19 protein-coding genes and 1 pseudogene are annotated in these 20179 nt (G+C 74.8%); 13 read left to right on the plus strand and 7 right to left on the minus strand.

The window, feature by feature from the left end:
• The first annotated feature begins 17 nt into the window (after positions 1 to 17).
• Positions 18 to 461, plus strand: a complete 444-nt coding sequence (locus FHU37_RS19915; RefSeq protein WP_179815498.1) for a hypothetical protein — start codon at positions 18 to 20, stop codon at positions 459 to 461.
• Between the two features lie 48 nt (positions 462 to 509).
• On the opposite strand, the gene FHU37_RS19920 is transcribed toward FHU37_RS19915, so the two are convergent.
• A complete protein-coding gene (locus FHU37_RS19920; protein ID WP_246451113.1) occupies positions 510 to 1613 on the minus strand; it encodes a nicotinate-nucleotide--dimethylbenzimidazole phosphoribosyltransferase in 1104 nt (367 codons plus the stop codon).
• Between the two features lie 296 nt (positions 1614 to 1909).
• On the opposite strand from FHU37_RS19920, the pseudogene FHU37_RS19925 reads away from it, so the two are divergent.
• Positions 1910 to 2101: pseudogene (locus FHU37_RS19925) on the plus strand (hypothetical protein); the annotation flags it as partial.
• Positions 2102 to 2549: 448 nt separating this feature from the next.
• Positions 2550 to 3551: an alpha/beta fold hydrolase gene (locus FHU37_RS19930; RefSeq protein WP_179815500.1), complete on the plus strand. Its 1002-nt coding sequence runs from the start codon at positions 2550 to 2552 to the stop codon at positions 3549 to 3551.
• Positions 3552 to 3650: 99 nt separating this feature from the next.
• Here the strand turns inward: FHU37_RS19930 and FHU37_RS19935 are convergent, their stop codons facing one another.
• Both FHU37_RS19935 and FHU37_RS19940 read right to left on the minus strand, forming a co-directional pair.
• Positions 3651 to 5135, minus strand: a complete 1485-nt coding sequence (locus tag FHU37_RS19935) for a class I SAM-dependent methyltransferase (protein WP_179815501.1) — start codon at positions 5133 to 5135, stop codon at positions 3651 to 3653.
• A gap of 31 nt (positions 5136 to 5166) precedes the next feature.
• On the minus strand, positions 5167 to 5709 hold the full coding sequence (locus FHU37_RS19940; protein ID WP_312892680.1) for a DUF3043 domain-containing protein: 543 nt from the start codon (positions 5707 to 5709) through the stop codon (positions 5167 to 5169).
• Positions 5710 to 6038: 329 nt separating this feature from the next.
• On the opposite strand from FHU37_RS19940, the gene FHU37_RS19945 reads away from it, so the two are divergent.
• The 6 genes from FHU37_RS19945 (at position 6039) to FHU37_RS19970 (ending at position 9583) form a co-directional block, all read left to right on the plus strand.
• Positions 6039 to 6842, plus strand: a complete 804-nt coding sequence (locus FHU37_RS19945; RefSeq protein WP_179815503.1) for a PspA/IM30 family protein — start codon at positions 6039 to 6041, stop codon at positions 6840 to 6842.
• A gap of 129 nt (positions 6843 to 6971) precedes the next feature.
• A complete protein-coding gene (gene pspAA, locus FHU37_RS19950) occupies positions 6972 to 7256 on the plus strand; it encodes a PspA-associated protein PspAA (protein WP_179815504.1) in 285 nt (94 codons plus the stop codon).
• Positions 7257 to 7485: 229 nt separating this feature from the next.
• Positions 7486 to 8397 carry a zinc metalloprotease HtpX gene (htpX, locus tag FHU37_RS19955; RefSeq protein WP_179815505.1) on the plus strand — a complete coding sequence of 304 codons (912 nt, stop codon included), beginning with the start codon at positions 7486 to 7488 and terminating at the stop codon, positions 8395 to 8397.
• 55 nt (positions 8398 to 8452) lie between these two features.
• The gene (gene pspAB, locus FHU37_RS19960; RefSeq protein ID WP_179815506.1) at positions 8453 to 9046 is read left to right on the plus strand and encodes a PspA-associated protein PspAB; all 594 of its coding nucleotides are present in this window, start codon (positions 8453 to 8455) and stop codon (positions 9044 to 9046) included.
• A 31-nt stretch (positions 9047 to 9077) separates the two neighbouring features.
• On the plus strand, positions 9078 to 9308 hold the full coding sequence (locus FHU37_RS19965) for a hypothetical protein (RefSeq protein WP_312892681.1): 231 nt from the start codon (positions 9078 to 9080) through the stop codon (positions 9306 to 9308).
• Positions 9305 to 9583, plus strand: coding sequence for a helix-turn-helix domain-containing protein (locus tag FHU37_RS19970; RefSeq protein WP_179815507.1), 279 nt, complete (start codon positions 9305 to 9307; stop codon positions 9581 to 9583). Before FHU37_RS19965 ends, FHU37_RS19970 begins: the two co-directional genes overlap by 4 nt.
• A 66-nt stretch (positions 9584 to 9649) precedes the next feature.
• Here FHU37_RS19970 and nadA read toward each other — a convergent pair whose 3' ends face one another.
• Together nadA and FHU37_RS19980 are read right to left on the minus strand one after the other, a co-directional pair.
• Complete coding sequence (gene nadA, locus FHU37_RS19975) at positions 9650 to 10807, minus strand: quinolinate synthase NadA (protein WP_179816411.1); 1158 nt, start codon at positions 10805 to 10807, stop codon at positions 9650 to 9652.
• A gap of 157 nt (positions 10808 to 10964) precedes the next feature.
• Complete coding sequence (locus FHU37_RS19980) at positions 10965 to 11876, minus strand: GNAT family N-acetyltransferase (protein WP_179815508.1); 912 nt, start codon at positions 11874 to 11876, stop codon at positions 10965 to 10967.
• A 184-nt stretch (positions 11877 to 12060) separates the two neighbouring features.
• Between FHU37_RS19980 and FHU37_RS19985 the strand changes: the two genes are divergently transcribed.
• Complete coding sequence (locus FHU37_RS19985) at positions 12061 to 12414, plus strand: HesB/IscA family protein (RefSeq protein ID WP_179815509.1); 354 nt, start codon at positions 12061 to 12063, stop codon at positions 12412 to 12414.
• Positions 12415 to 12564: 150 nt separating this feature from the next.
• On the opposite strand, the gene FHU37_RS29095 is transcribed toward FHU37_RS19985, so the two are convergent.
• Positions 12565 to 14469 carry a hypothetical protein gene (locus FHU37_RS29095; RefSeq protein ID WP_179815510.1) on the minus strand — a complete coding sequence of 635 codons (1905 nt, stop codon included), beginning with the start codon at positions 14467 to 14469 and terminating at the stop codon, positions 12565 to 12567.
• A gap of 257 nt (positions 14470 to 14726) precedes the next feature.
• On the minus strand, positions 14727 to 16301 hold the full coding sequence (locus FHU37_RS19995; protein ID WP_179815511.1) for a cysteine desulfurase/sulfurtransferase TusA family protein: 1575 nt from the start codon (positions 16299 to 16301) through the stop codon (positions 14727 to 14729).
• Between the two features lie 313 nt (positions 16302 to 16614).
• Here FHU37_RS19995 and ctaC point away from each other — a divergent pair, with 313 nt between their 5' ends.
• The 3 genes from ctaC to FHU37_RS20010 are packed head-to-tail and all read left to right on the plus strand — an operon-like array spanning position 16615 to position 19676.
• A complete protein-coding gene (gene ctaC, locus FHU37_RS20000) occupies positions 16615 to 17469 on the plus strand; it encodes an aa3-type cytochrome oxidase subunit II (protein WP_179815512.1) in 855 nt (284 codons plus the stop codon).
• Positions 17466 to 19253, plus strand: coding sequence for an aa3-type cytochrome oxidase subunit I (gene ctaD, locus FHU37_RS20005; RefSeq protein WP_376773972.1), 1788 nt, complete (start codon positions 17466 to 17468; stop codon positions 19251 to 19253). The genes ctaC and ctaD overlap by 4 nt, the downstream gene beginning before the upstream one ends.
• A 6-nt stretch (positions 19254 to 19259) precedes the next feature.
• Positions 19260 to 19676 carry a cytochrome c oxidase subunit 4 gene (locus FHU37_RS20010; protein ID WP_179815513.1) on the plus strand — a complete coding sequence of 139 codons (417 nt, stop codon included), beginning with the start codon at positions 19260 to 19262 and terminating at the stop codon, positions 19674 to 19676.
• Positions 19677 to 20179 lie beyond the last annotated feature (503 nt).

The following is a 20179-nucleotide window of genomic DNA, read 5'->3' on the forward strand; positions in this document are numbered from 1 at the left end:
CGTGCTACCACAGGCACGTGGCAGCCATGGCGGCAGGAGGTTCGTCCCGCGGCGGGCGCCGACGCGCGGGCGGACGGCGGCACGCGGACGGCTCGGCGCACCCGGGGGCCGAGGGGGACCCCGGGGGCACGGAGCCGGTCTGGCGGCGGACCGAGGAGTGGCTGGACCCGGAACCGGCGGCCGAGCTGATCCGGGCGGGCGCCGCCTGGGCGGTCCAGTGGTGCGAGGGCGACGTCGAGCCCGCCGACGCCCTGCCGGCGGACACCCTCCGCGCTGTCGTCCTGCCGCGCATGGTGTCGCGCCGGCGCGCGGACCGCCTGGCCCGCAAGCGGAGCGTGCCGACCGTCATGGTCGCCGAGCGCTGGGAGGACGGCGGCGGCCACACCCTCGTGGTGTTCCACGAGGGCGGCCCCTACCCCCGGGTGGATCCCGGCCCGGGGCGGTGGCCGACCGGCCGGTGAACCGTCAGGGGCGCCCGCGCCGGCCGGGCGCCCGTTCCCACCCGGTTCTCACTCGGTGACGGCCGCGCCGTCGGTACTCGTGCCGTCGGCGTCCGCGCCGTCGGGCGTCGGCGGTTCCTCCACCGCCGGCACGGCGCTGGCCAGGTCGGCCGCGGCCTGGATCAGTGGCAGGGCGATCAGGGAACCGATTCCCTCGCCCCGGTCCACGCCCTGGTCCAGCAGCGGCGGCTCCAGACCCAGCCGGGCCAGTGCCTTCTCCTGCGCCGGCTCCGCCACGGCCGAACCGACGACCCACCACTCCGGGGCGCGGAACGCCATCCGCTGCACCAGCAGCGCGCAGGCCGCCGAGGCGACGCCGTCCAGCACCACGGGCAGCCGGCGCACCGCCGCCTGCAGCAGGAACCCGCACATCGCCGCGTAGTCGGCGCCGCCGGAGGTGGCCAGCAGCTGGATCGGGTCGGACTGCACCCGGCGGGCGCGGCGCAGCGCGTCCCGGATCGCGGCGCACTTGTGCATCCACTGGTAGTCGTCGATGCCGGAACCCCGGCCCACGACGGAGGCCGCGTCGGACGCCGTGACGGCCGCGACCAGCACCGCGGCGACAGTGGTGGAGCCGCGCCCCAGGTCGCCGAGGAGCACCAGGTCCGTGCCGGAGTCGGCCTCCTCGTCGGCGATCGCCATGCCGGCGCGGAACGCCTGCTCGGCCTCCTCGCGGGTGAGCGCGTCGGCGACGTCCACCCGCCCGGAGCCGCGCCGCACCCGGTGGCGGGCGACGCTCGGACCGAAGGCGTCCGGCTCGGCGTCCACGGACATGTCGACGACGCGGAGCTCGGCGCCGAACCGGCGGGCCAGGACGGCCACCGGCGCGGTGCCGTCCAGCACCTGGCGGACCAGCAGCTCGGTGGCGCCGGGCGGCTGGGTGGAGACGTCCAGCTCGGCGACGCCGTGGTCCCCGGCGAACAGGATCGCCTTGGGCGCGGCGGCCGGCCGCGCCGGCACGGTGCCCCGGACGGCGGACAGCCAGCCGGCCAGGCGCTCCAGCCGGCCGAGCGAGCCGACGTGGCCCGGCTGGCGCAGCCGGTGGCGGCCGGCGGCGTCGCGTGCGGCCTGGTCGGGCCGGCCGACCAGGGCGGCGACGGAGTCCACGTCCAGCGGCTCGGAGGCGGCCGCGGCGGTGGACGGGGCACCGTCCACCGGGGTGGGGGTGGTGGCGCCCGCGGCGGTGTCGGAATCGAGGCTGCTCATCGCCCGCGAGCATAACGGCCCGGGCCGGCGGCGGCACCGCGCCGGGTTCGGCCTCCGCCCGGGCGGGGCGTGCCACGCCGGCACGGGGCGTGCCGCCGCCCACTCCGGTCGCGTACGCGCGTGTTCCGCCGTGCCCGGGGGTACGCTCCGGCGGGAAGCGGCCGCCGCGCCCGGGCGGTTGCCGGAGCGGAGGGAGCCCGTACATGGCGTGGACGTGGCAGTTCGAGAAGGCCGATGGCAGCCGCACGGAACCGCCGCTGGAACCCGAGGAGTTCACCACGCAGTCCGACGCGGAGTCCTGGGTCGGCGAGTTCTGGCGCGTGCTGCGTGACGGCGGCGTGGACCAGGTGGTGCTGTTCGAGGACGGCACGAAGGTCTACGGCCCGATGAGCCTGCACCCGGCGGAGCCGGAGCACGAGCCGGCCGGCGCCCCGCCCCGGCGCGAGCCGGGCGGCACCGCCGCCACCGGGGCCGACGACCCCGACCCCGACCCGGACCCGGAGCCGGAGCCGGGGGTGGCGGACGACGGTCCGCGGGGCGGCGTCGGCGTCGACGGCCTGGAGGGCTTCGGCGGCGTCACCGCCGATCCCGGGGCGGTGTCCGGCCCGCGGATCATCGACGGCGCCTGACCGGGACGCCGTCCACCGCTCCACCCACCGCACCTGCCGCGGCAGGCCCCGCCCGCCTGCCGCGGCAGCAGCGTGCCCGGCACGCGCCCCGGAGCCCGCGCCGCCCTTCCGACGGGCGCGTTCGCACGGGCTGGCCCCTGCGCGGTACAGTGCGCCGTATGAAAACTGAACGGCGCTCAATAATTCTGTGCCGCTTAGCAAGGGGGAGGCGTCGATGACGGCCGCACCTGTCGAGATCAGCCACCGGTCGATCACCGTGAACGGTCTGCGCACGCACGTCGCCGAGGCGGGCTCCGGGCCGTTGGTGGTCCTGCTGCACGGCTGGCCGGAGTCCTGGTACGCCTGGCGGCACCAGCTCCCCGCGCTGGCCGCGGCCGGCTACCACGCCGTCGCCCCCGACCAGCGCGGCTACGGCGGGACGGACGTCCCGGAACGCGTCGAGGACTACACCATCGTGCACCTGGTGGACGACGTCGCGGCGCTGATCGAGGCGCTGGGGGAGCGGCAGGCCGTCGTGGTGGGGCACGACTGGGGGGCCATCGTCGCCTGGAACACGGCGCAGATGCGGCCGGAGCGGGTCAGGGGCGTGGCCGCGCTGTCCATCCCGCACCGCTGGGCGGAGCCAACGGGCTCGCTGCCGCCGGTGGCCGGCATGCGCGCGGCCTTCGGGGAGGACTTCTACATCGTCCACTTCCAACGCCCCGGCGTCGCCGACGCGGACCTCGCCCGCGATCCCGCGGCGCTGTTCCGCCGGATGCTCGGCTACACCGGCCCGGCGTGGACCGGGATGCTCTCGCCCGGCGGAGGGCTGCTCGACTCGCTCCCCGAGCCGGACGTCCTGCCGGACTGGCTGACGGAGCGGGACATCGCCGCCTTCGCGGCGGAGTTCGAGCGGTCGGGGTTCACCGGTGGCCTGAACTGGTACCGCAACATGGACCGGAACTGGGAGCTCTCCGCCGGGTGGCGGGAGACGCCGGTCGCGGCCCCGGCCCTGTTCGTGGTCGGCGACCGCGACGGGTCCTACGCGTCACCGGAGGCCAGGGAGCTGATCGAGGGACGCTCCGCCGCCGTCCCCCGGCTGCACGGCGCCCTCGTCCTGCCGGACTGCGGCCACTGGACCCAGCAGGAACGCCCCGCCGAGGTCAACGCGGCGCTGATCGACTTCCTGCGCTCCCTGGAGGGCGGCCGGGCGGCCGGTGAGCCGGCCTCCGGCTGACCGGGGGCCGGGCCTTCCCGGACCGGGGAGTGCCCTCCCGTCGGTGGACGGCGCCCGCCCGCGCAGCCGGAGCCGCCGGGTGGGCCCGTTCCACCGCCGCTACCGCCGGCCGCTCTTCGCCGCGCAGAGGTGGAGCACCGGCGCCAGGGCCCGGTAGGGATCCAGGCGCCCGGCGGCGTCCTCCGCCAGGGCGACGGCGTCGGCGTCCCGCGCCGGCTCGCCCCGGTTCGGCCCGCCACGCCCCGGTCCGCCCGGGAGTGCGTCGTCGACGGCCACCGGACCGGTGCCCAGTCCCGCGAACACCCCCACCCCGTACCAGTCGAGCAGCGGCGCGCCGAGGGCGGTCAGGGTGCGGGCCAGCGCGTCCGGGCCGGCCCCGCCCGCCGCGGCGGCGCCCAACGCGGCCGCGGCGGCCGCCCACTCGCCCGCCGCGGCGGCGCGCAGGGGCAGCCAGGCCGCGTTGGGCAGCACGACGGAGAGCAGGCCGCCGGGTGCCAGCACCCGCACCAGCGAGGCGAGCAGGGCGTCGTGCCCGGGCGGGGTCACGGCGGCGTCCGGGGCTCCGGTCCGGCGGGGCGGCCCGTCCACGGCCGCCCGGCCCGTCGCGGTGGCCGGCACGGCGGTCGCGGCCGGGTCGTACGGGGAGCGGCCGGAGGCGAGCGGCGCGGCCGGGAACGGCGCGGTCGCGGGCGGGGAAGGGGGAGCCGCCGCCGCGGACGAGTGCGGCGCCGGGGCGTCCGCCGGGGTGAGCCCGCCCGACGCTCCGAACAGGCTCCACACGCCCGGCGCACCCCACCCGCCCGGCAGGCCGGGCACGCCCCACACGTCCGCCCCGGCGGCGCGGTCGAGGGGCCGCCGGACGGGCCGCGGCCAGTACGGCGGGGTGCCCGGGGCCGGTGCCGGGGCCGCCTCGGCCGTCGGCGCCGCGACCGCCCCCGCGGCCCGGATCCATCCGACCTGGTCGGCCTGGTCGGCCTGGTCGGCCTGGTCGGCCGGGGGGACGGAGGGCGGCGCGGTGTCGTGGTGCAGCACGAGGTCGAAGGAGGCCGGCCGGAAGCAGCGGCCGAGGTCCTGCGGGCCGCCGAACCGCAGCACCACCCGGGCACGCGCCTCGGCGGGCTGCTCGCGGGCCAGGTCGTCGGCGGCCCGCAGTGCGTCCGGGTCGGTACCGAGCCCGGTGGCGCGGTGTCCGGCCAGGGCGAGCAGGACCAGCCGTTCCGGGTCGTGGCAGCCGACGTCGAGGATCCGCAACGGGCGGCCGTCCGGAAAGTGCCGTGCCAGGTGCTCGCCGAGGCGCCGGTCGACCAGGCCCCGGCTGAGCGCCGACCAGCCACCCTCCGGCCGGGGACGGGTGGCGGGGCGGGGGCGCGCCCCGGCGGCGGGTGGGCGGTCCACCCGGTCGAGATCGGTCCGGCGCAGGTCGGCGGCGTCGAGGTCCTTGCGGCCGAGCGCCGGCGCGGGGCGCGGCACGTCCGTGAACGGGCGCGGGAGGTCCGGGGCCGGCCGGCGGGCGGGCGCCGGTCCGCGCGGCCCGTCCGGCGCGCTCCCTCCGGCGGCCACCGGGCCGGTGACCGGTCCGGTCACCACGGCCGCCGCCGGTCGGGGAGCGTGCGGGTCAGGGCCGCTCGCCCCGCTTGACCATCGCCTTGGGCAGGCGCAGCCGGCGCATCTGCATGGAGCGCGTCACGGCGTACCAGACCGCGCCGCGGGTGTCGGCGTCCGGGAACCGGTTGCGCAGCGTGCCGCGGAGCGTGACGCCCAGCCGGAAGAAGTCCAGCACGATCAGGATGATCGCCAGCAGCCACACGTACATCACGGTGGTGCGCACCGTCATGTCCGGGATGAAGCTCAGGATCATGAAGGCCACGGCGATGGGCAGGAAGAACTCCGCCAGGTAGAAGCGGGAGTCCACGTAGTCCCGCACGAAGCGCCGGACCGGTCCGGCGTCGCGCGGCGGCAGGTACGCCTCGTCCCCGTTCAGCAGCGCCTGGCGCTGCCGCTCCCGCTCGGCCCGCAGCCGCTCCCTGGCCTGGCGGGCCGCCTCCTTGCGATCCTTCGGCGCCCGCACGGTGGTGCGCCGCCTGGCCTCGGCCTCGCTGCGCTTGGGCGTGGGGCGACCCTTCTTGGCCTGGGGGTCACGGGACTGCTCTGCGCTCACGGAGGGGACGGGGGCCACATCGCCGGGCGCGTTCTTGGAACGACGTCGGAACACGCTGCACAGCGTACGTCGTCGGCGCGCGCGGTCCCAGGGCCGACCGCCCCGGACGCCGCCCGACGATTCCCCCGGGATCTATCCGGGGATCATCCCGGAACCACCCGGGGGCGTCCCAGGGGTGATCCCGGGAAGCCGCCGGAGCGGGCCGCGCCGGGCCGTTCCACCCCCTGCGGTGCGGGTGCCCGGGAACGTACGCTGGAACTCACCGGCGGTGCAGCCAGCTGTCCTGTCAGTCCTTGCCTGTCTTTTCGAGAAGGGGGCGCGCGAGGCCCATGAGCGGTGTCATGAAGCGGATGGGGATGATCTTCCGCGCGAAGGCGAACAAGGCCCTGGACCGGGCCGAGGACCCGCGCGAGACCCTCGACTACTCCTACCAGAAGCAGTTGGAGCTGCTGCAGAAGGTGCGCCGCGGCGTCGCCGACGTGGCCACCTCCCGCAAGCGCCTGGAGCTGCAGCTCCAGCAGCTCCAGGCGCAGTCGAAGAAGCTGGAGGACCAGGGCCGCAAGGCGCTGTCGCTCGGCCGGGAGGACCTGGCCCGGGAGGCGCTCACCCGCCGGCAGGCCGTGCAGCGGCAGGTCGAGGACCTCACGGTGCAGTACCAGACCCTGCAGGGCGAGGAGGAGAAGCTCACGCTGGCCTCCCAGCGCCTCCAGGCCAAGGTCGACGCCTTCCGCACCCGGAAGGAGACCATCAAGGCCCAGTACTCCGCCGCCGAGGCGCAGACCCGGATCGGCGAGGCGTTCTCCGGCATCTCCGAGGAGATGAGCGACGTCGGCCTGGCGGTGCAGCGCGCCGAGGACCGCACGGCGCAGCTCCAGGCCCGCGCCGGCGCGATCGACGAGCTGCTGGCCTCCGGGGCCTTGGAGGACGCCACCGGCACCAGCAAGGACGACCTCACGGCCGAGCTGGAGCGGCTCTCCGGCACGTCCGACGTGGAGCTGGAGCTGCAGCGGATGAAGGCCGAGATCTCCGGCGGCCCGGCGCCCCAGGCGCTGGAGCAGGGCAGCGGCGCCGCCGGGCAGCAGGCCGCTCAGCAGGGGCAGCAGGAACAGCAGCCGCCTCGCTACCAGAAGTAGTCCGTGCCGCGGAGGCCGTGGGGCGCCGCGGGCCGGTGCCCGCCCGTTCCCCGGGCCGCGCGGCAGGAAGCGCGCTACCCGGCCGTGGTGCTGCCGCGCCACGGCGTCACGGAGGAAGGTGCAGGCCACGTGATCGTCAGGATCATGGGCGAGGGGCAGTTCGACCTGCCCCCGGAGAGCCTGAAGCTGCTCGACGAGCTCGACGACCACCTGCTGGGCGCGGTGCGGCAGGGCGACGAGGCGGACTTCCGCGCGACGCTCAGCGCACTGCTGGCCGCCGCCCGGCAGTCCGGGAGGGCGCTGCCCCCGGAGTCGCTGGAGTCGTCGGAGCTGGTGCTGCCCGCCGAGGACGCCACCCTCGACGAGGTGCGCGAGATGCTGAGCGAGGACGGGCTGATCGCGGAAGGCGGCTGATCCGGGGCGGCGGCTGAGCCGGGCCGCGCTCCACCTCAGGGAGGAGACCGGCCCCCGAGAGGTCCCGGATATTCGCCGGGGCCCGCCCTGACGTGCCCCAGGGGCGGCCGGCCACCCCGCCCCCGTACCCACCCCCGCCATACACGCCGTATAGGAACTTTGTCCGAATGCTCCCGTAACGTGGAGGTAGTCAGGGCATCCGACTTCGGACACGGCGGAGGGCAGCCCCATGGCGAGAAACCGATTCGCACCCGACCGCGGGCTGACCTCGCGCATGGTCCTGACGATGTTCCTGCTCGGGCTGGTCTACGTGGTCTTCGTCGCCGTGCTGGTGGTGGTCCTCCGGGACGCCTGGCCGCTGGCGCTGGTGATCGCGGGTGGGCTGCTGTTCGTCCAGTACTTCTTCTCCGACCGCATCGCGCTGTTCTCCATGCACGCCCGCGAGGTCACCCCGGAACAGGCCCCGCAGCTGCACGCCATCGTGGACCGGCTGTGCGCCTTGGCGGACATGCCCAAGCCCCGGGTGGCGATCGCCGACACGGACATGCCCAACGCCTTCGCCACCGGCCGCAACAGCCGGCGGGCGGTGGTCTGCGCCACCTCCGGCATCCTGCGCCGCCTGGAACCGGAGGAGCTGGAGAGCGTGCTGGCGCACGAGCTGTCGCACGTGGCGCACCGCGACGTGGCGGTGATGACGGTCGCGTCGTTCCTCGGCGTGCTGGCCGGGCTGCTGACCCAGGTGGGCCTGCGGATCGGCATGTTCGGCGGGTTCAGCCGGGACCGGGACAGCAACACCGGCGCGGTGCTGCTCCTGGTCACGCTGGTCTCCACGGTGGTCTACGCGATCAGCTTCCTGCTCATCCGGGCGCTCTCCCGGTACCGCGAGCTGTCCGCCGACCGCTCGGCCGCGCTGCTCACCGGGAAGCCCTCCACCCTGGCGGCGGCACTGACCAAGATCAGCGGGCAGATGGCCCGGATCCCGACGCGGGACCTGCGCCAGGCCGAGCCGTTCAACGCCTTTTTCTTCACGCCCGCCGTCTCCGGCGGCCAGGGGCTGGCCACGCTCTTCTCCACGCACCCGCCGCTGCCGCAGCGCCTGGACCAGCTCGGCCGGATCTCCCGGGAGCTCGGCCGCTACTGAGAGCCGCTACTGAGAGCCGCTACTGAGAGCCGCTACTGAGATACGGGACACGCGCATGGGATGGCTGGACGTACTCCTCGGCCGCAGCAAGCCGGCCCGGCCCGACCTCGACCAGCTCTTCGGCCTGCCCTCGGCGGCGGTGACCCTGGAGGCCGCCCTCGGCATGCGGGCGACCGGCCTCGGCTCGGTGGCCTACGCCTCCACCGAGGGCGCCGCCTTCCTCCAGGTGCAGCAGGACCTGCGCGCGCTGCTGGACGCCGACGTCGGCCCGGCCGGCGGCCTGCCGGTGGAGATCAGCCGGGACGACTACGGCTACACCTGGCTGCTGCTCCGCCAGGAGCCCGGCTCCGAGGGCCTGCCGGCGCTGGTCAACGACGTCCACGCGGTGAACACCGCGCTGCAGGACGGCGGCTTCGGACCGCACCTGCTCTGCTCGCTGGTGGGCTTCACCGACGACTCCGGCCGCCGCCTGGCGCTGGTGTACCTCTACAAGCGCGGTACCTTCTACCCCTTCGCGCCGCTGCCCGCCCCCACGCACCGGCGCGACAACGCCCTGGAACTCCAGGTGCGGAGCCTGATCACGGACGACCTGCGCCTGGAGGACGACCTGACCCGCTGGTTCCCCCTCTGGGGCGCCCCGGGCCTGTAGCCCGTCCGGGTGAGGAAACGGCGAACGAGCGATGCTCTGGACCAGCGATCTGCAGCGGTTCCACCTGGCGCGGCGCCGTGTTCGCGTCACCTACTGGCTCGCATCGGGGCGTCGGATCGTCCTCCTGACCGTGTTCGGCAAGACCCGCGGAGTGGAGGCGGTGGAGGTGGACCGCGCGCATCAGGCGCAGAAGGTCTGCGAAGCGGAGCGCGACCCCGCTCACGTCACATACGAACGTTTCTCCAGGAGGGTGCGCGGATGAGCTCCCACGCTCGGATGAGGGAACCCGATCGGACCGCCGAGGGGTACTCCGCCGCGCGGCGCGCGTACGCGCTGGGGCGCGGGGTGCGCGACCGCCGGCGGGAACTCGGACTCACGCAGAGCCAACTCGCCCGGCGGGCGGGAATGACCCAGTCGGCCGTCTCCCGGATGGAGGCCGGGGGCACGACGCCCACACTGGACCTGCTGGAGAGGCTGGCGGTCGCGCTCGACGCGGACCTCGACGTCTCGTTCGTGCCCCGACGAGAAGTCGCCTGAACGCCCGCGGGCCGGCGCCGTCGGGGGCGCCGGCCCGCGGGGGTGGCTCGGGGGGCCGGGGTGGGGTTACGGGAGGGCGAGCATGCGCTCCAGGGCGGCCTTGGCCCAGTGCTCGGTCTCCTTGTCGACCTGGATGCGGTTGACGACCTTGCCGTCGGCCAGCGACTCCAGGGTCCACACCAGGTGGGGGAGGTCGATGCGGTTCATCGTGGAGCAGAAGCAGACCGTCCGGTCGAGGAAGACGATCTCCTTGTCGGGGAAGCGGCCGGCGAGCCGCCGCACCAGGTTCAGCTCGGTGCCGATGGCCCACTTGGAGTCGGCGGGGGCCTCCTCGAGCTTGTTGATGATGTACTCGGTGGAGCCCACGTAGTCGGCGGCGGCCACCACCTCGTGCTTGCACTCCGGGTGCACCAGCACGTTCACCCCGGGGACGCGGGCGCGCACGTCCTCCACGGAGTCCAGCGAGAAGCGGCCGTGCACGGAGCAGTGCCCGCGCCACAGGATCATCTTGGCCGCCCGCAGCTCCTCGACGCTCACCCCGCCGCCCGGCTTGTGCGGGTTGTAGACCACGCAGTCCTCCAGCGACATGCCGAGCAGCCGCACGGCGGTGTTGCGGCCGAGGTGCTGGTCCGGCAGGAAGAGCACCTTCTCGCCCTGCTCGAAGGCCCAGCGCAGGGCGCGCTCGGCGTTGGAGGAGGTGCAGATGGTGCCGCCGTGGCGGCCGGTGAAGGCCTTGATGTCGGCGGAGGAGTTCATGTACGACACCGGGACGGTGGTGTCGGCCACGCCGGCCTCGGTGAGGACGTCCCAGCACTCGGCCACCTGCTCCGCCGTGGCCATGTCGGCCATCGAACAGCCGGCCGCGAGGTCCGGGAGCACCACGGTCTGCGCGTCGGAGGTCAGGATGTCCGCGCTCTCGGCCATGAAGTGCACGCCGCAGAAGACGATGAACTCGGCCTCCGGGCGGGCGGCGGCGTCACGCGAGAGCTTGAAGGAGTCCCCGGTGACGTCGGCGAACTGGATCACCTCGTCGCGCTGGTAGTGGTGGCCGAGGACGAAGACCCTGCTGCCGAGACGTTCCTTCGCGGCCCGGGCGCGCTCCACCAGGTCCGGGTCGGAGGGCGCGGGCAGGTCGCCGGGGCACTCCACGCCCCGCTCGCTGCGCGGGTCGGAACCGCGGCCGAGGAGCAGCAGCGCGGTGGCTGACGGTTCGACCCCCGGCATGAGGTCCAGTTGCGAGGTGATGGTCACGGCGGCATCCTTTTCGTCCAAGTGACGTTAACTAATGGTAACCCGTTAACGTCACTGTGACGAATGCCAAACCCCCTCGTTGTGGCGCGACTCACGTGCCCGCCGCGGGCGGCCCGCCCGTCGCGGAGCGTCACAGGTAGGAGCCGTTCGGCAGGTAGGCCCCGGGGAAGGCGAAGCCGCGGGTGGCCAACCAGCCCTCGGCGCGCGGCACCAGACGCAGCCCCAGGCAGACGTCCACCGCCCACGCCTGCTCGCCCGCGACGAAGTTCACCGCCGCGTCGGTGCCCTCCGGAACCCCGGCCAGCGCCTCGGTCAGCACCGCCCGCGCCGCCACCGGGGTGGTGCCGGCGGCGCCCAGGATCCGCCCCGCCCGGCGGAGGGCGTAGCCGCTGCCGGCCGGGCCGTCGGTGACCACCAGGGCGGCGCCGCGCAGCAGCACCTCCGGGTCCCGCCCGCGACGGTGCCCCCGGGCGGCCAGGTCGACCCGTTCCACCAGGCCCAGGTCGCCGGCGCCGCCCTCGCGCACCGGCGCCTCCGGCCGGGCCGGCAGCCGGGTGCGGTCCACCGGGCCGGCGAACCGGGTCGTCGCCGCCAGGGCGAAGCCGGCCGAGTGGTAGCGCCGGGCCGCCCGCGGGTCCGCCGAGGAGATGATCAGGCCGGGGAGCGGGCGCCCGGCCGCCCCGCCCCCGGCGCCCGGTTCCGCGCCGTGGCCGAGCGCCCGCTCCAGCAGCGCCCGCCCCACCCCGCGCGACTGGCTCGCGGGATCCACCACCAGCAGGGACAGCCCCCACAGGCCGTCGCGGAGGGTCGCCAGGCACAGCCCGAGCAGCGCCCCGGCGGAGTCCTCGGCGGCCCAGGCGCCACCGGGATCCGTGGTGATCAGGTGGCGGTAGCGGGCCCGGGCGAGGGACGCCTCCTCGTCCGGCCGCTCCGGGGCCGGCGGGCGCCCCATGGACGCGAACAGGGCCGCGAAGGAACGTTCGGCCAGAGCGTCGGCGGCCGTGACGTCCTGGTCGGAAGGGGTGAGGGGGCGTATGCGCATGGGGGCATCCTGGGGTCGCCCCGGCGCGGCTGTCATGTGGTTTCGGTCCCTCCGCGCCGCCGGGCCGTTCCGTTCCCGCCGTGATATGCGAGCATGGGAAAGGCCGGACAGCCACCCGGAATACATTCGGGGAAGCGCCGGTTGAAGCCGGTTGCTGAAGTCGTCAAGACCCGGGAGTTTGCAGATGACCGTCCAGGAAGAAACCGTCGCGCAGAGCGGGGTCATCCTGACCGACGCCGCCTCGGCCAAGGTGAAGGCGCTGCTGGAGCAGGAGGGGCGCGAGGACCTGGCCCTGCGGGTCGCGGTCCAGCCCGGTGGCTGCTCCGGTCTGCGGTACCAGCTCTTCTTCGACGAGCGCTCGCTCGACGGGGACGTCTCCGCCGACTTCGGCGGCGTGAGCGTGGTGACCGACCGGATGAGCGCTCCCTACCTCATGGGCGCGACGATCGACTTCGTCGACACCATCGAGAAGCAGGGCTTCACCATCGACAACCCCAACGCCTCCGGCTCCTGCGCCTGCGGCGACTCCTTCCACTGATCCACCCCCCCGGCCCGCCCACGGGCCGGGGCGGCGGCGGTCAGCGCGCGCACGCGAACCGGGCCCGGTTCCACGACCTCGCGGTCGGGGAACCGGGCCCGTTGGCGTGGCGGCGTGCCCCTCAACCCGCCGCCACGCGGCCTGGGGGCGTCACCGGCCGGCCGGCGCGATCTCCCCGCCGGTCGCGGCGTCGACGACGGTCCGGTCACCCAGCGGGGCGTCCAGCTCGACGGTGACGGACTGCTCCTCGGCCACCAGGATGCAGACCTCCGCGCCCTCCTCCGGCTGCGAGGTGATCGTCACCCGCACCTCCTCCGCCGTCTCCTCGGCCGTGGCCGAGTAGACCGAGCAGACGCCGCCGTAGAAGGTGACCTCCAGCTTCCTGGCGTCCTCGGAGGCCACCTGGTAGGTGACCGGCGGCTGCGGGGCCTCCTCCGGCGCGGGCGGGACGTCCTGCGGCGCGGGCGGCGCGGCGCCCGGCTCGGAGTCCTCCCCGCCACCCGGCGCCGGGCCGATCTCCACGCCCTCCTCGGGCACCACCGAGCCACCGCCGTCCGCCGGAGCCAGGAACTCCTCCTCCACGGCCAGCTGGGCCACGGTGGCCTCGCCCCGGCCGGCCTCGGCCGGCTCCTCGACGGTGAACAGCCAGGACGGCACCAGGACCGCCCCGCCCGACGGCTCCCACTGCGCGGACAGCCCGAACTCCGCCCCGGTGACCGCCCGCGGCGCGACCTCGCCGCCGGCCGGGTTCCCGGGCTCCACGACCCCCGGCTCCGGGACGGGGAGGTCGGCGCAGCCCGGTGGTGCCGGCTCGACGACCGGTCCGCCGGGCGTCGGCAGGCCGGGGTCCTCCACCGGCCCGCCGGGGGTGGTGAAGCCGTTCGGCGGCTCGGCGACGGTCAGCTCGTCGGTGCCGGGCGCGGGCTCGGCCGCCCCGTCCCCGGGTACCGCGGGCTCGGCCGCCCCGTCCCCGGGGAGGGCGGGTTCGGCCGCGCCCGGTTCGGGCAGGGCGGGCTCGGGGAGGGCGGGTTCGGCCGCGCCGGGCTCGCGGGCGCCGGCCGGGGGCTCCGGAACCGTCGGACAGTCGGGCGCCCGGTACGTGGTGTACACCGGCTGCTCGTTCAGCCGCCGCAGCGCCTCCTCGGCGTCGACCACCGGGTACTCGTCGCCGGCGGCGAGGTCCGCCAGCTGGCCGCTGGCCGCCACGATCCCCTCGGCGTCCAGGGTGAACACCGTCTGCCAGCCGCTCGTCGGCAGGCCGGCCACCTCGGGGTCGAAGGTCACTTGGTGCAGGGGGCCGCCGGGGAAGTGTCCGATCCGCCCGGCGCCGCCCAATGCGTCCACGACCGGGCGCACCAGTTCCTCCGCCGCGTCCTCGTCCAGCGCCGCGTCCGGCGGCGCCGCCGGGGCCGCGCCGACGTCCGCGCCGACGTCCGTGCCGGCGTCCGGCTCCGAGCCGCCTCCCGCGCCGGGGCCCTGGCGGGCCGGGGCGCTCACCGGGTCGTCCGGGGAGGAGCCGTCCGGGTCCACCTCGGCGGGGTCGCCGGCCCGGTCGTAGGACCACAGCCCCTCCCCGCCCTCGCCGACCACCAGCCGTGCGCCGCCCTCCTCGCCGACCCGCCACACGCCGTCCCGCTCGGCGGGCTCGCCGCTCACTCCCAGCGCCTCGGCCAGGCGGACGACGTCCGCGCGGTCGACCTCGCCGGCGGGCCGGTGCACGGCCGCGCTCCCCGGGCCGTCCGGCAGCTCCACGGCGGCCTCGAACGGCGCCGACGCCGGCTGCCCGGCGGCGTCCCGGGCCGCGCCCTCGGCGGTGCCGGGCACGGCGCCGGCGGCGGCGGAGACCCCGGCCAGCCGCAGCGGTTCCGGTGCGCCGGCGTCCGGTCCGGAGGCGAACAGGCCGCCCCCGACCGCCGCGACGACCATGGCCGCGACCGCCGCCCCCAGCGGCAGCGCCAGCCGTCGCGCCCGGCTCCTGCCGGGTGCCCGCTCCGCGACCGCGACCGTGCCCGGTGCGCCGGCCCCGGTCGCCGCGTCGTGATCCTCGGATGACATGCCGTCCCTCCTTGGCGGTGAGGCGAATCGGCGTTCGACCGGCGCGTTTCGGTGTGCGCGGCCGGCCGGGCGTGCCCTGCGGCGGACGCCCCCTGAACGCCATTCACGCCTTTGACGTGACACCCGCCACCCCGGTTCCCCTCTCCACGGGGAGCCTGCCCGCCCGTCCGCCGTCCACGCCCGGCAGCGCGCCCGGCACCGCCTGCGCCATGACCGCCCGCGCCCTCCTCCTGGGCGCGGCGGGACGGCGCCGCCGCTCAGGAGAGCCGGCGCACCAGGTAGGCGCTGCCGCGGTCGGCGCCGTGCGCCCCGGCCGGCTCCTCGCCCAGGTACTCCTGCCGGCGCATCTCGCACCAGGCGGGCACGTCCAGCCGGGCCGCCTCGTCGTCGGAGAGCACGGCGAGCACGGTGCCCACCGGCACCGTCCCGATGCGCCGGGCCAGCTCGATCACCGGGATCGGGCAGCGCCGGCCCAGCGAGTCGACGACCACCACCCCGTCCGGGTCGACGCCCGCGGCGGCGGGGGAGGAAGCGGGGGAGGAGGGAGCGGGAGCCGGCGCCTCCGCCGGCCCGGGGATGGGGGAGGAGACCCCGGCGGGGTCGGCGGCGGCCGGGGCGGCAGCGGGGGCCGCCGGGGCGGTGACCGCGGCCTCCACCGGGGCGCCCAGGTTCTCCCGCACCCGCCGCACCACGTCCGGCAGCACCTGGAGGAAGCGCTCCACATCGGCCTCGGCCGTCCCCGCCGGCAGCGAGACCCGCACGTTCCCCTCCGACAGCACCCCCATCGCCCGCAGCACATGGCTCGGGGTCAGCGTGGAGGAGGTGCAGGAGGAGCCGGAGGAGACCGCGAAGTGCGCCCGGTCCAGTTCGGTCAGCAGCGCCTCGCCGTCCACGTACAGACAGGAGAAGGTGACGATGTGCGGCACCCGGCGCACCGGGTCGCCCACCACCTCGACCTGCGGCACCAGCCGCGGGACGGCCGTCCGGATCCGGTCCACCAGCTCCCGCAGCCGCGCCCCCTCCCGCTCCGCCTCGGCCCGCACCGCGCGCAGCGAGGCCGCGGCGGCCACCGCCGCCGGGATGTCGGTGAACCCCGGCGCCCTGCCGCCCTCCCGCTCGTCCGCGGGGTGCGGGGAGACGAAGCGGGTGCCCTTGCGCACCACCAGCAGGCCGATCCCGGACGGGCCGCCCCACTTGCGGGCGCTGGCGGTCAGCAGCGACCAGCCGTCCGGCACCGGCGCCCGGCCCAGGCTCACCGCGGCGTCCACCAGCAGCGGCACGCCGGCCTCCCGGCAGATCCCGGCCACCTCCCCGACGGGCTGCTCCGTGCCCACCTCGTGGTTGGCGCTCTGCAGGCAGGCCAGGGCCGCCGGGCCCGGCGCCTCCCGCTCACCCTCACCCCCACCGGGCCGGTCCGCCTCGCCGCGCACCGCCGCCGCGAACGCCTCCACCGCGACCCGGCCGGAGCGCTCCACCGCGACGGTGGTCAGCGTGCCGCCCGCCGCGACGTGGGTGTCGGCCGCGTGCAGCACGCTGGAGTGCTCCACCGCGGAGACGACAAGCCGCCGCCCGGCCCGCCGCCGCCCGGCGAGCGCGCCGAGCACCCCGGTGTGCACCGCCTGGGTGCCCGAGGAGGTGAAGGAGACCTCGTCGCGGCGCACGCCGAGCTCCTCGGCCACCGTCTCCCGGGCGGCGTCGAGGAGCATCCGGGCGCGCCGCCCCTCCCGGTACAGTCGCGCGGGATCCGCCCACCCCTCGTCGATCGCGGCCAGCAGGGCCTGGCGGGCGACGGGGTGCAGCGGGGCGGTCGATGCGGCGTCGAAGTAGGGCACGTACTCACCGTACGACTCGGGCCGCCCGCCACCTACCTCGAACGGGTGACGCGGCGACGAGGGCGCCGGGGCGGGAGCCGACGCGGGCGCCGGGGGTGGGCCTCCGGGGCGCCGGCGCGGCGGCGGGAAGCCGTCCGGAGGGCGCGGCGGCGCGTTGGGCGGACCTCCCCGCAGCAGCCGGAAGGGGCTGCGGTAGCGTTTGCCCGCAGAAACAATCAGACCCTGTCCGCGAAACGGGTCACCCGGCCGAATCGTTCCACGGTGACGCCGGGGGACGCCGTATCGCGGGCGAGACTTCGGGAAGGCGCGCTACGTGAGTCCGAACGGCTCCGACCGATCGCCGCGGCGCTTCATGCGGCGCAAGCTGCCGCAGGCGCTGGCTCTGGGCCTCGTCATCGCGACCGCCACCGGCTGCTCGTCCGAGGACCTGCCCAGGCTCGGTTTGCCCGCCCCCGCCACCGAGCAGGCGCCGCGGGTACTTTCGCTCTGGCAGGGATCCTGGGCCGCGGCGCTGGTCGTGGGCGCGGTGGTCTGGGGCCTCGTCATCTGGTCCGTGATCTTCCACCGGCGCAGCCGGCACAAGCAGGAGATCCCGGTCCAGACCCGCTACAACATGCCCATCGAGGCGTTGTACACCGTGGTCCCCCTGATGGTGATCTCGGTCCTCTTCTACTTCACCGCCCGGGACGAGTCCGAGCTGCTGAAGACCTCCGACCAGCCCGACCACACGATCGAGGTCGTCGGGTACCAGTGGAGCTGGGGCTTCAACTACCAGGAACAGGTCGACGGCGTCGACGGCGTGTGGGACACCGACACGCCGGGCGGCAAGCCGGTGCTGTACCTGCCCGAGGGCGAGTCCGTGCGGTTCGTGCTGAACTCGCGGGACGTCATCCACTCCTTCTGGGTGCCGAACTTCCTGTTCAAGATGGACGTCATCCCCGGGGTCACCAACGAGTTCGAGGTCACCCCGAACCGCGTCGGCGAGTTCGAGGGCAAGTGCGCCGAGCTGTGCGGAACCGACCACTCCCGGATGCTCTTCGAGGTCCACGTGGTCACCCCGGACGAGTACCAGGCCAAGCTCCAGGAGCTGAAGGACGCGGGCCAGACGGGGGCGCTCCCGGCGACGATCCCGGCGATGGCCGACGAAAACTCGGGAAGTGAGCAGTGAGCATCCTCAATGAGCCCATCGGCGGCACCGCCGCCGTGCCGATGGCGGTGGAGCGCCGGCGCACGTCGCCGGGTGCCACCGTGGTCAAGTGGCTGACCACCACCGACCACAAGACGATCGGCAGCCTGTACCTGATCACGTCGTTCGCGTTCTTCTGCATCGGTGGTCTGCTGGCGCTGTTCATGCGCGCCGAGCTGGCCCGCCCGGGCACCCAACTGCTCTCCAACGAGCAGTTCAACCAGGCGTTCACCATGCACGGCACGATCATGCTGCTGATGTTCGCCACGCCGCTCTTCGCGGGGTTCGCGAACTGGATCATGCCGCTGCAGATCGGCGCCCCGGACGTGGCCTTCCCGCGCCTGAACATGTTCGCCTACTGGCTGTACCTGTTCGGCTCGCTGATCGCCGTGAGCGGCTTCCTCACCCCGCAGGGTGCGGCGAGCTTCGGCTGGTTCGCCTACGCGCCGCTGTCCGACGCCGTGCACTCGCCGGGCGTCGGCGGTGACCTGTGGATCATGGGTCTGGCCCTGTCCGGCTTCGGCACCATCCTGGGCGCGGTCAACTTCATCACCACGATCATCTGCATGCGCGCCCCCGGCATGACGATGTTCCGGATGTCGATCTTCACCTGGAACGTCCTGCTCACCAGCGTGCTGGTGCTGCTGGCCTTCCCGGTGCTGGCCGCCGCGCTGTTCGCGCTGGAGACCGACCGCCAGCTGGGCGCCCACATCTTCGACGCCGCCAACGGCGGCGCGCTGCTGTGGCAGCACCTGTTCTGGTTCTTCGGCCACCCCGAGGTCTACATCATCGCGCTGCCGTTCTTCGGCATCATCTCGGAGATCGTGCCGGTCTTCTCCCGCAAGCCGATGTTCGGCTACGGCAGCCTCGTCGGCGCCACGATCGTCATCGCCGGCCTGTCGCTGACCGTGTGGGCGCACCACATGTTCCCGACCGGCCAGGTGCTGCTGCCGTTCTTCTCCTTCATGTCGTTCCTGATCGCGGTCCCGACCGGCGTGAAGATCTTCAACTGGGTCGGCACGATGTGGAAGGGCTCGCTGTCCTTCGAGACGCCGATGCTGTGGACGATCGGCTTCCTGACCACCTTCACCTTCGGTGGTCTGACCGGTGTGCTGCTGGCCTCCCCGCCACTGGACTTCCACGTCTCGGACAGCTACTTCGTGGTGGCGCACTTCCACTACGTGGTCTTCGGCACCGTCGTGTTCGCCATGTTCGCCGGCTTCCACTTCTGGTGGCCGAAGTGGACCGGCAAGATGCTCGACGAGCGCCTCGGCAAGATCACCTTCTGGACGCTCTTCGTCGGCTTCCACGCCACCTTCCTGGTGCAGCACTGGCTGGGCGCCGAGGGCTTCCCGCGCCGCTACGCGGACTACCTGGCCGCCGACGGCTTCACCACGCTGAACACCATCTCCACCATCGGTTCCTTCCTGCTCGGCGCGTCGATCCTGCCGTTCTTCTACAACGTCTGGAAGACCGCGCGGTACGGCAAGCGGGTGGAGGGCAACGACCCGTGGGGCTACGGCCGTTCGCTGGAGTGGACGACCTCCTGCCCGCCGCCGCGGCACAACTTCACCTCGCTGCCGCGGGTGCGCTCCGAATCGCCGGCGTTCGACCTGTACCACCCCGAGGTCGCCGCGCTGGACTACCTGGAGAACCACGACGAGGGCAAGGTACTGGCCTCCGTCGGTGGGTCGGCTGATCCGGCGCAGGCCGGCGGGTCCGGGGAGGCCGCCGAGGGCGGCTCCACGGGCTCCGGGAAGGAGTGAGGCGTCGTGAGGTTCCAAGGCAAGCTCTTCCTGTGGCTGGCGGTCTTCCTGGCCGTGATGGTCGGCATCTACGCCTTCTGGGCCTACCAGGCGGAGGGTGAGGTCGAGCCGGTCGGCACGGTGGCGCTCACCCTGGCGTTCTGCCTGTGCCTGATGGTCGGCTTCTACCTGTGGTTCACCGCCCGGCGGGTCGACGTCATGGCGGGCGACCGCAAGGACGCCGAGGTGTCCGACGACGCCGGCGAGCAGGGCTTCTTCAGCCCGCACAGCTGGCAGCCGCTCTTCCTGGCCCTCGGTGGCGCCTTCTCCTTCCTCGGCATCGCCGTCGACTGGTGGGTGCTGGTGCTGGCCGCGCCGTTCGCCTTCCTGGGCCTGTTCGGCTGGGTCTTCGAGTACTACCGGGGCGAGGACCAGCGGTACTGACCCGCAGCCTCCCGCTCCAACGCCCGCGGCCCCCCACCCGACCCCGCGTCGGGTGGGGGGCCGCGGGTTTTTGCCGCGTGTGGTGCTGCACCTCATGCAGCTGGCAGTGCGGCATCGAGCGAGGCATATTGGGGCCGTGAACGATGCACAAGAGCGTCACTCAGGGGGAGGGGAAGCTGGGGATGATCGATCAGCCCTGGAGCCAGGGAACGCGCCAGCGGAGGTTCTGCGACAGGTGGCGGATATAACGGTCGCCGTGGACGCCGAGGTGCCTAGGGCCCCGCTGCGGGTGGGCGGACAGGTCGTCGTGGAGGGTGTGATGGACGAGGGGTACGCCGCACTCGCCGCCGCGGAGGACGACGAGGACAGGGCCGCGAGGCGCGCCATTCGGGCGCGCCCGATTCCTGGAGGACTGAGCGGGACTGCGGGAAACCTGTTGACGCCCGTACACGATCGCTCCCGCATGGGGGACGAGGGCCACACACACGCTCGTTGGTTGCGTC

Source organism: Allostreptomyces psammosilenae, from assembly GCF_013407765.1.
In the GTDB taxonomy this organism is placed as follows: Bacteria; Actinomycetota; Actinomycetes; order Streptomycetales; family Streptomycetaceae; genus Allostreptomyces; species Allostreptomyces psammosilenae.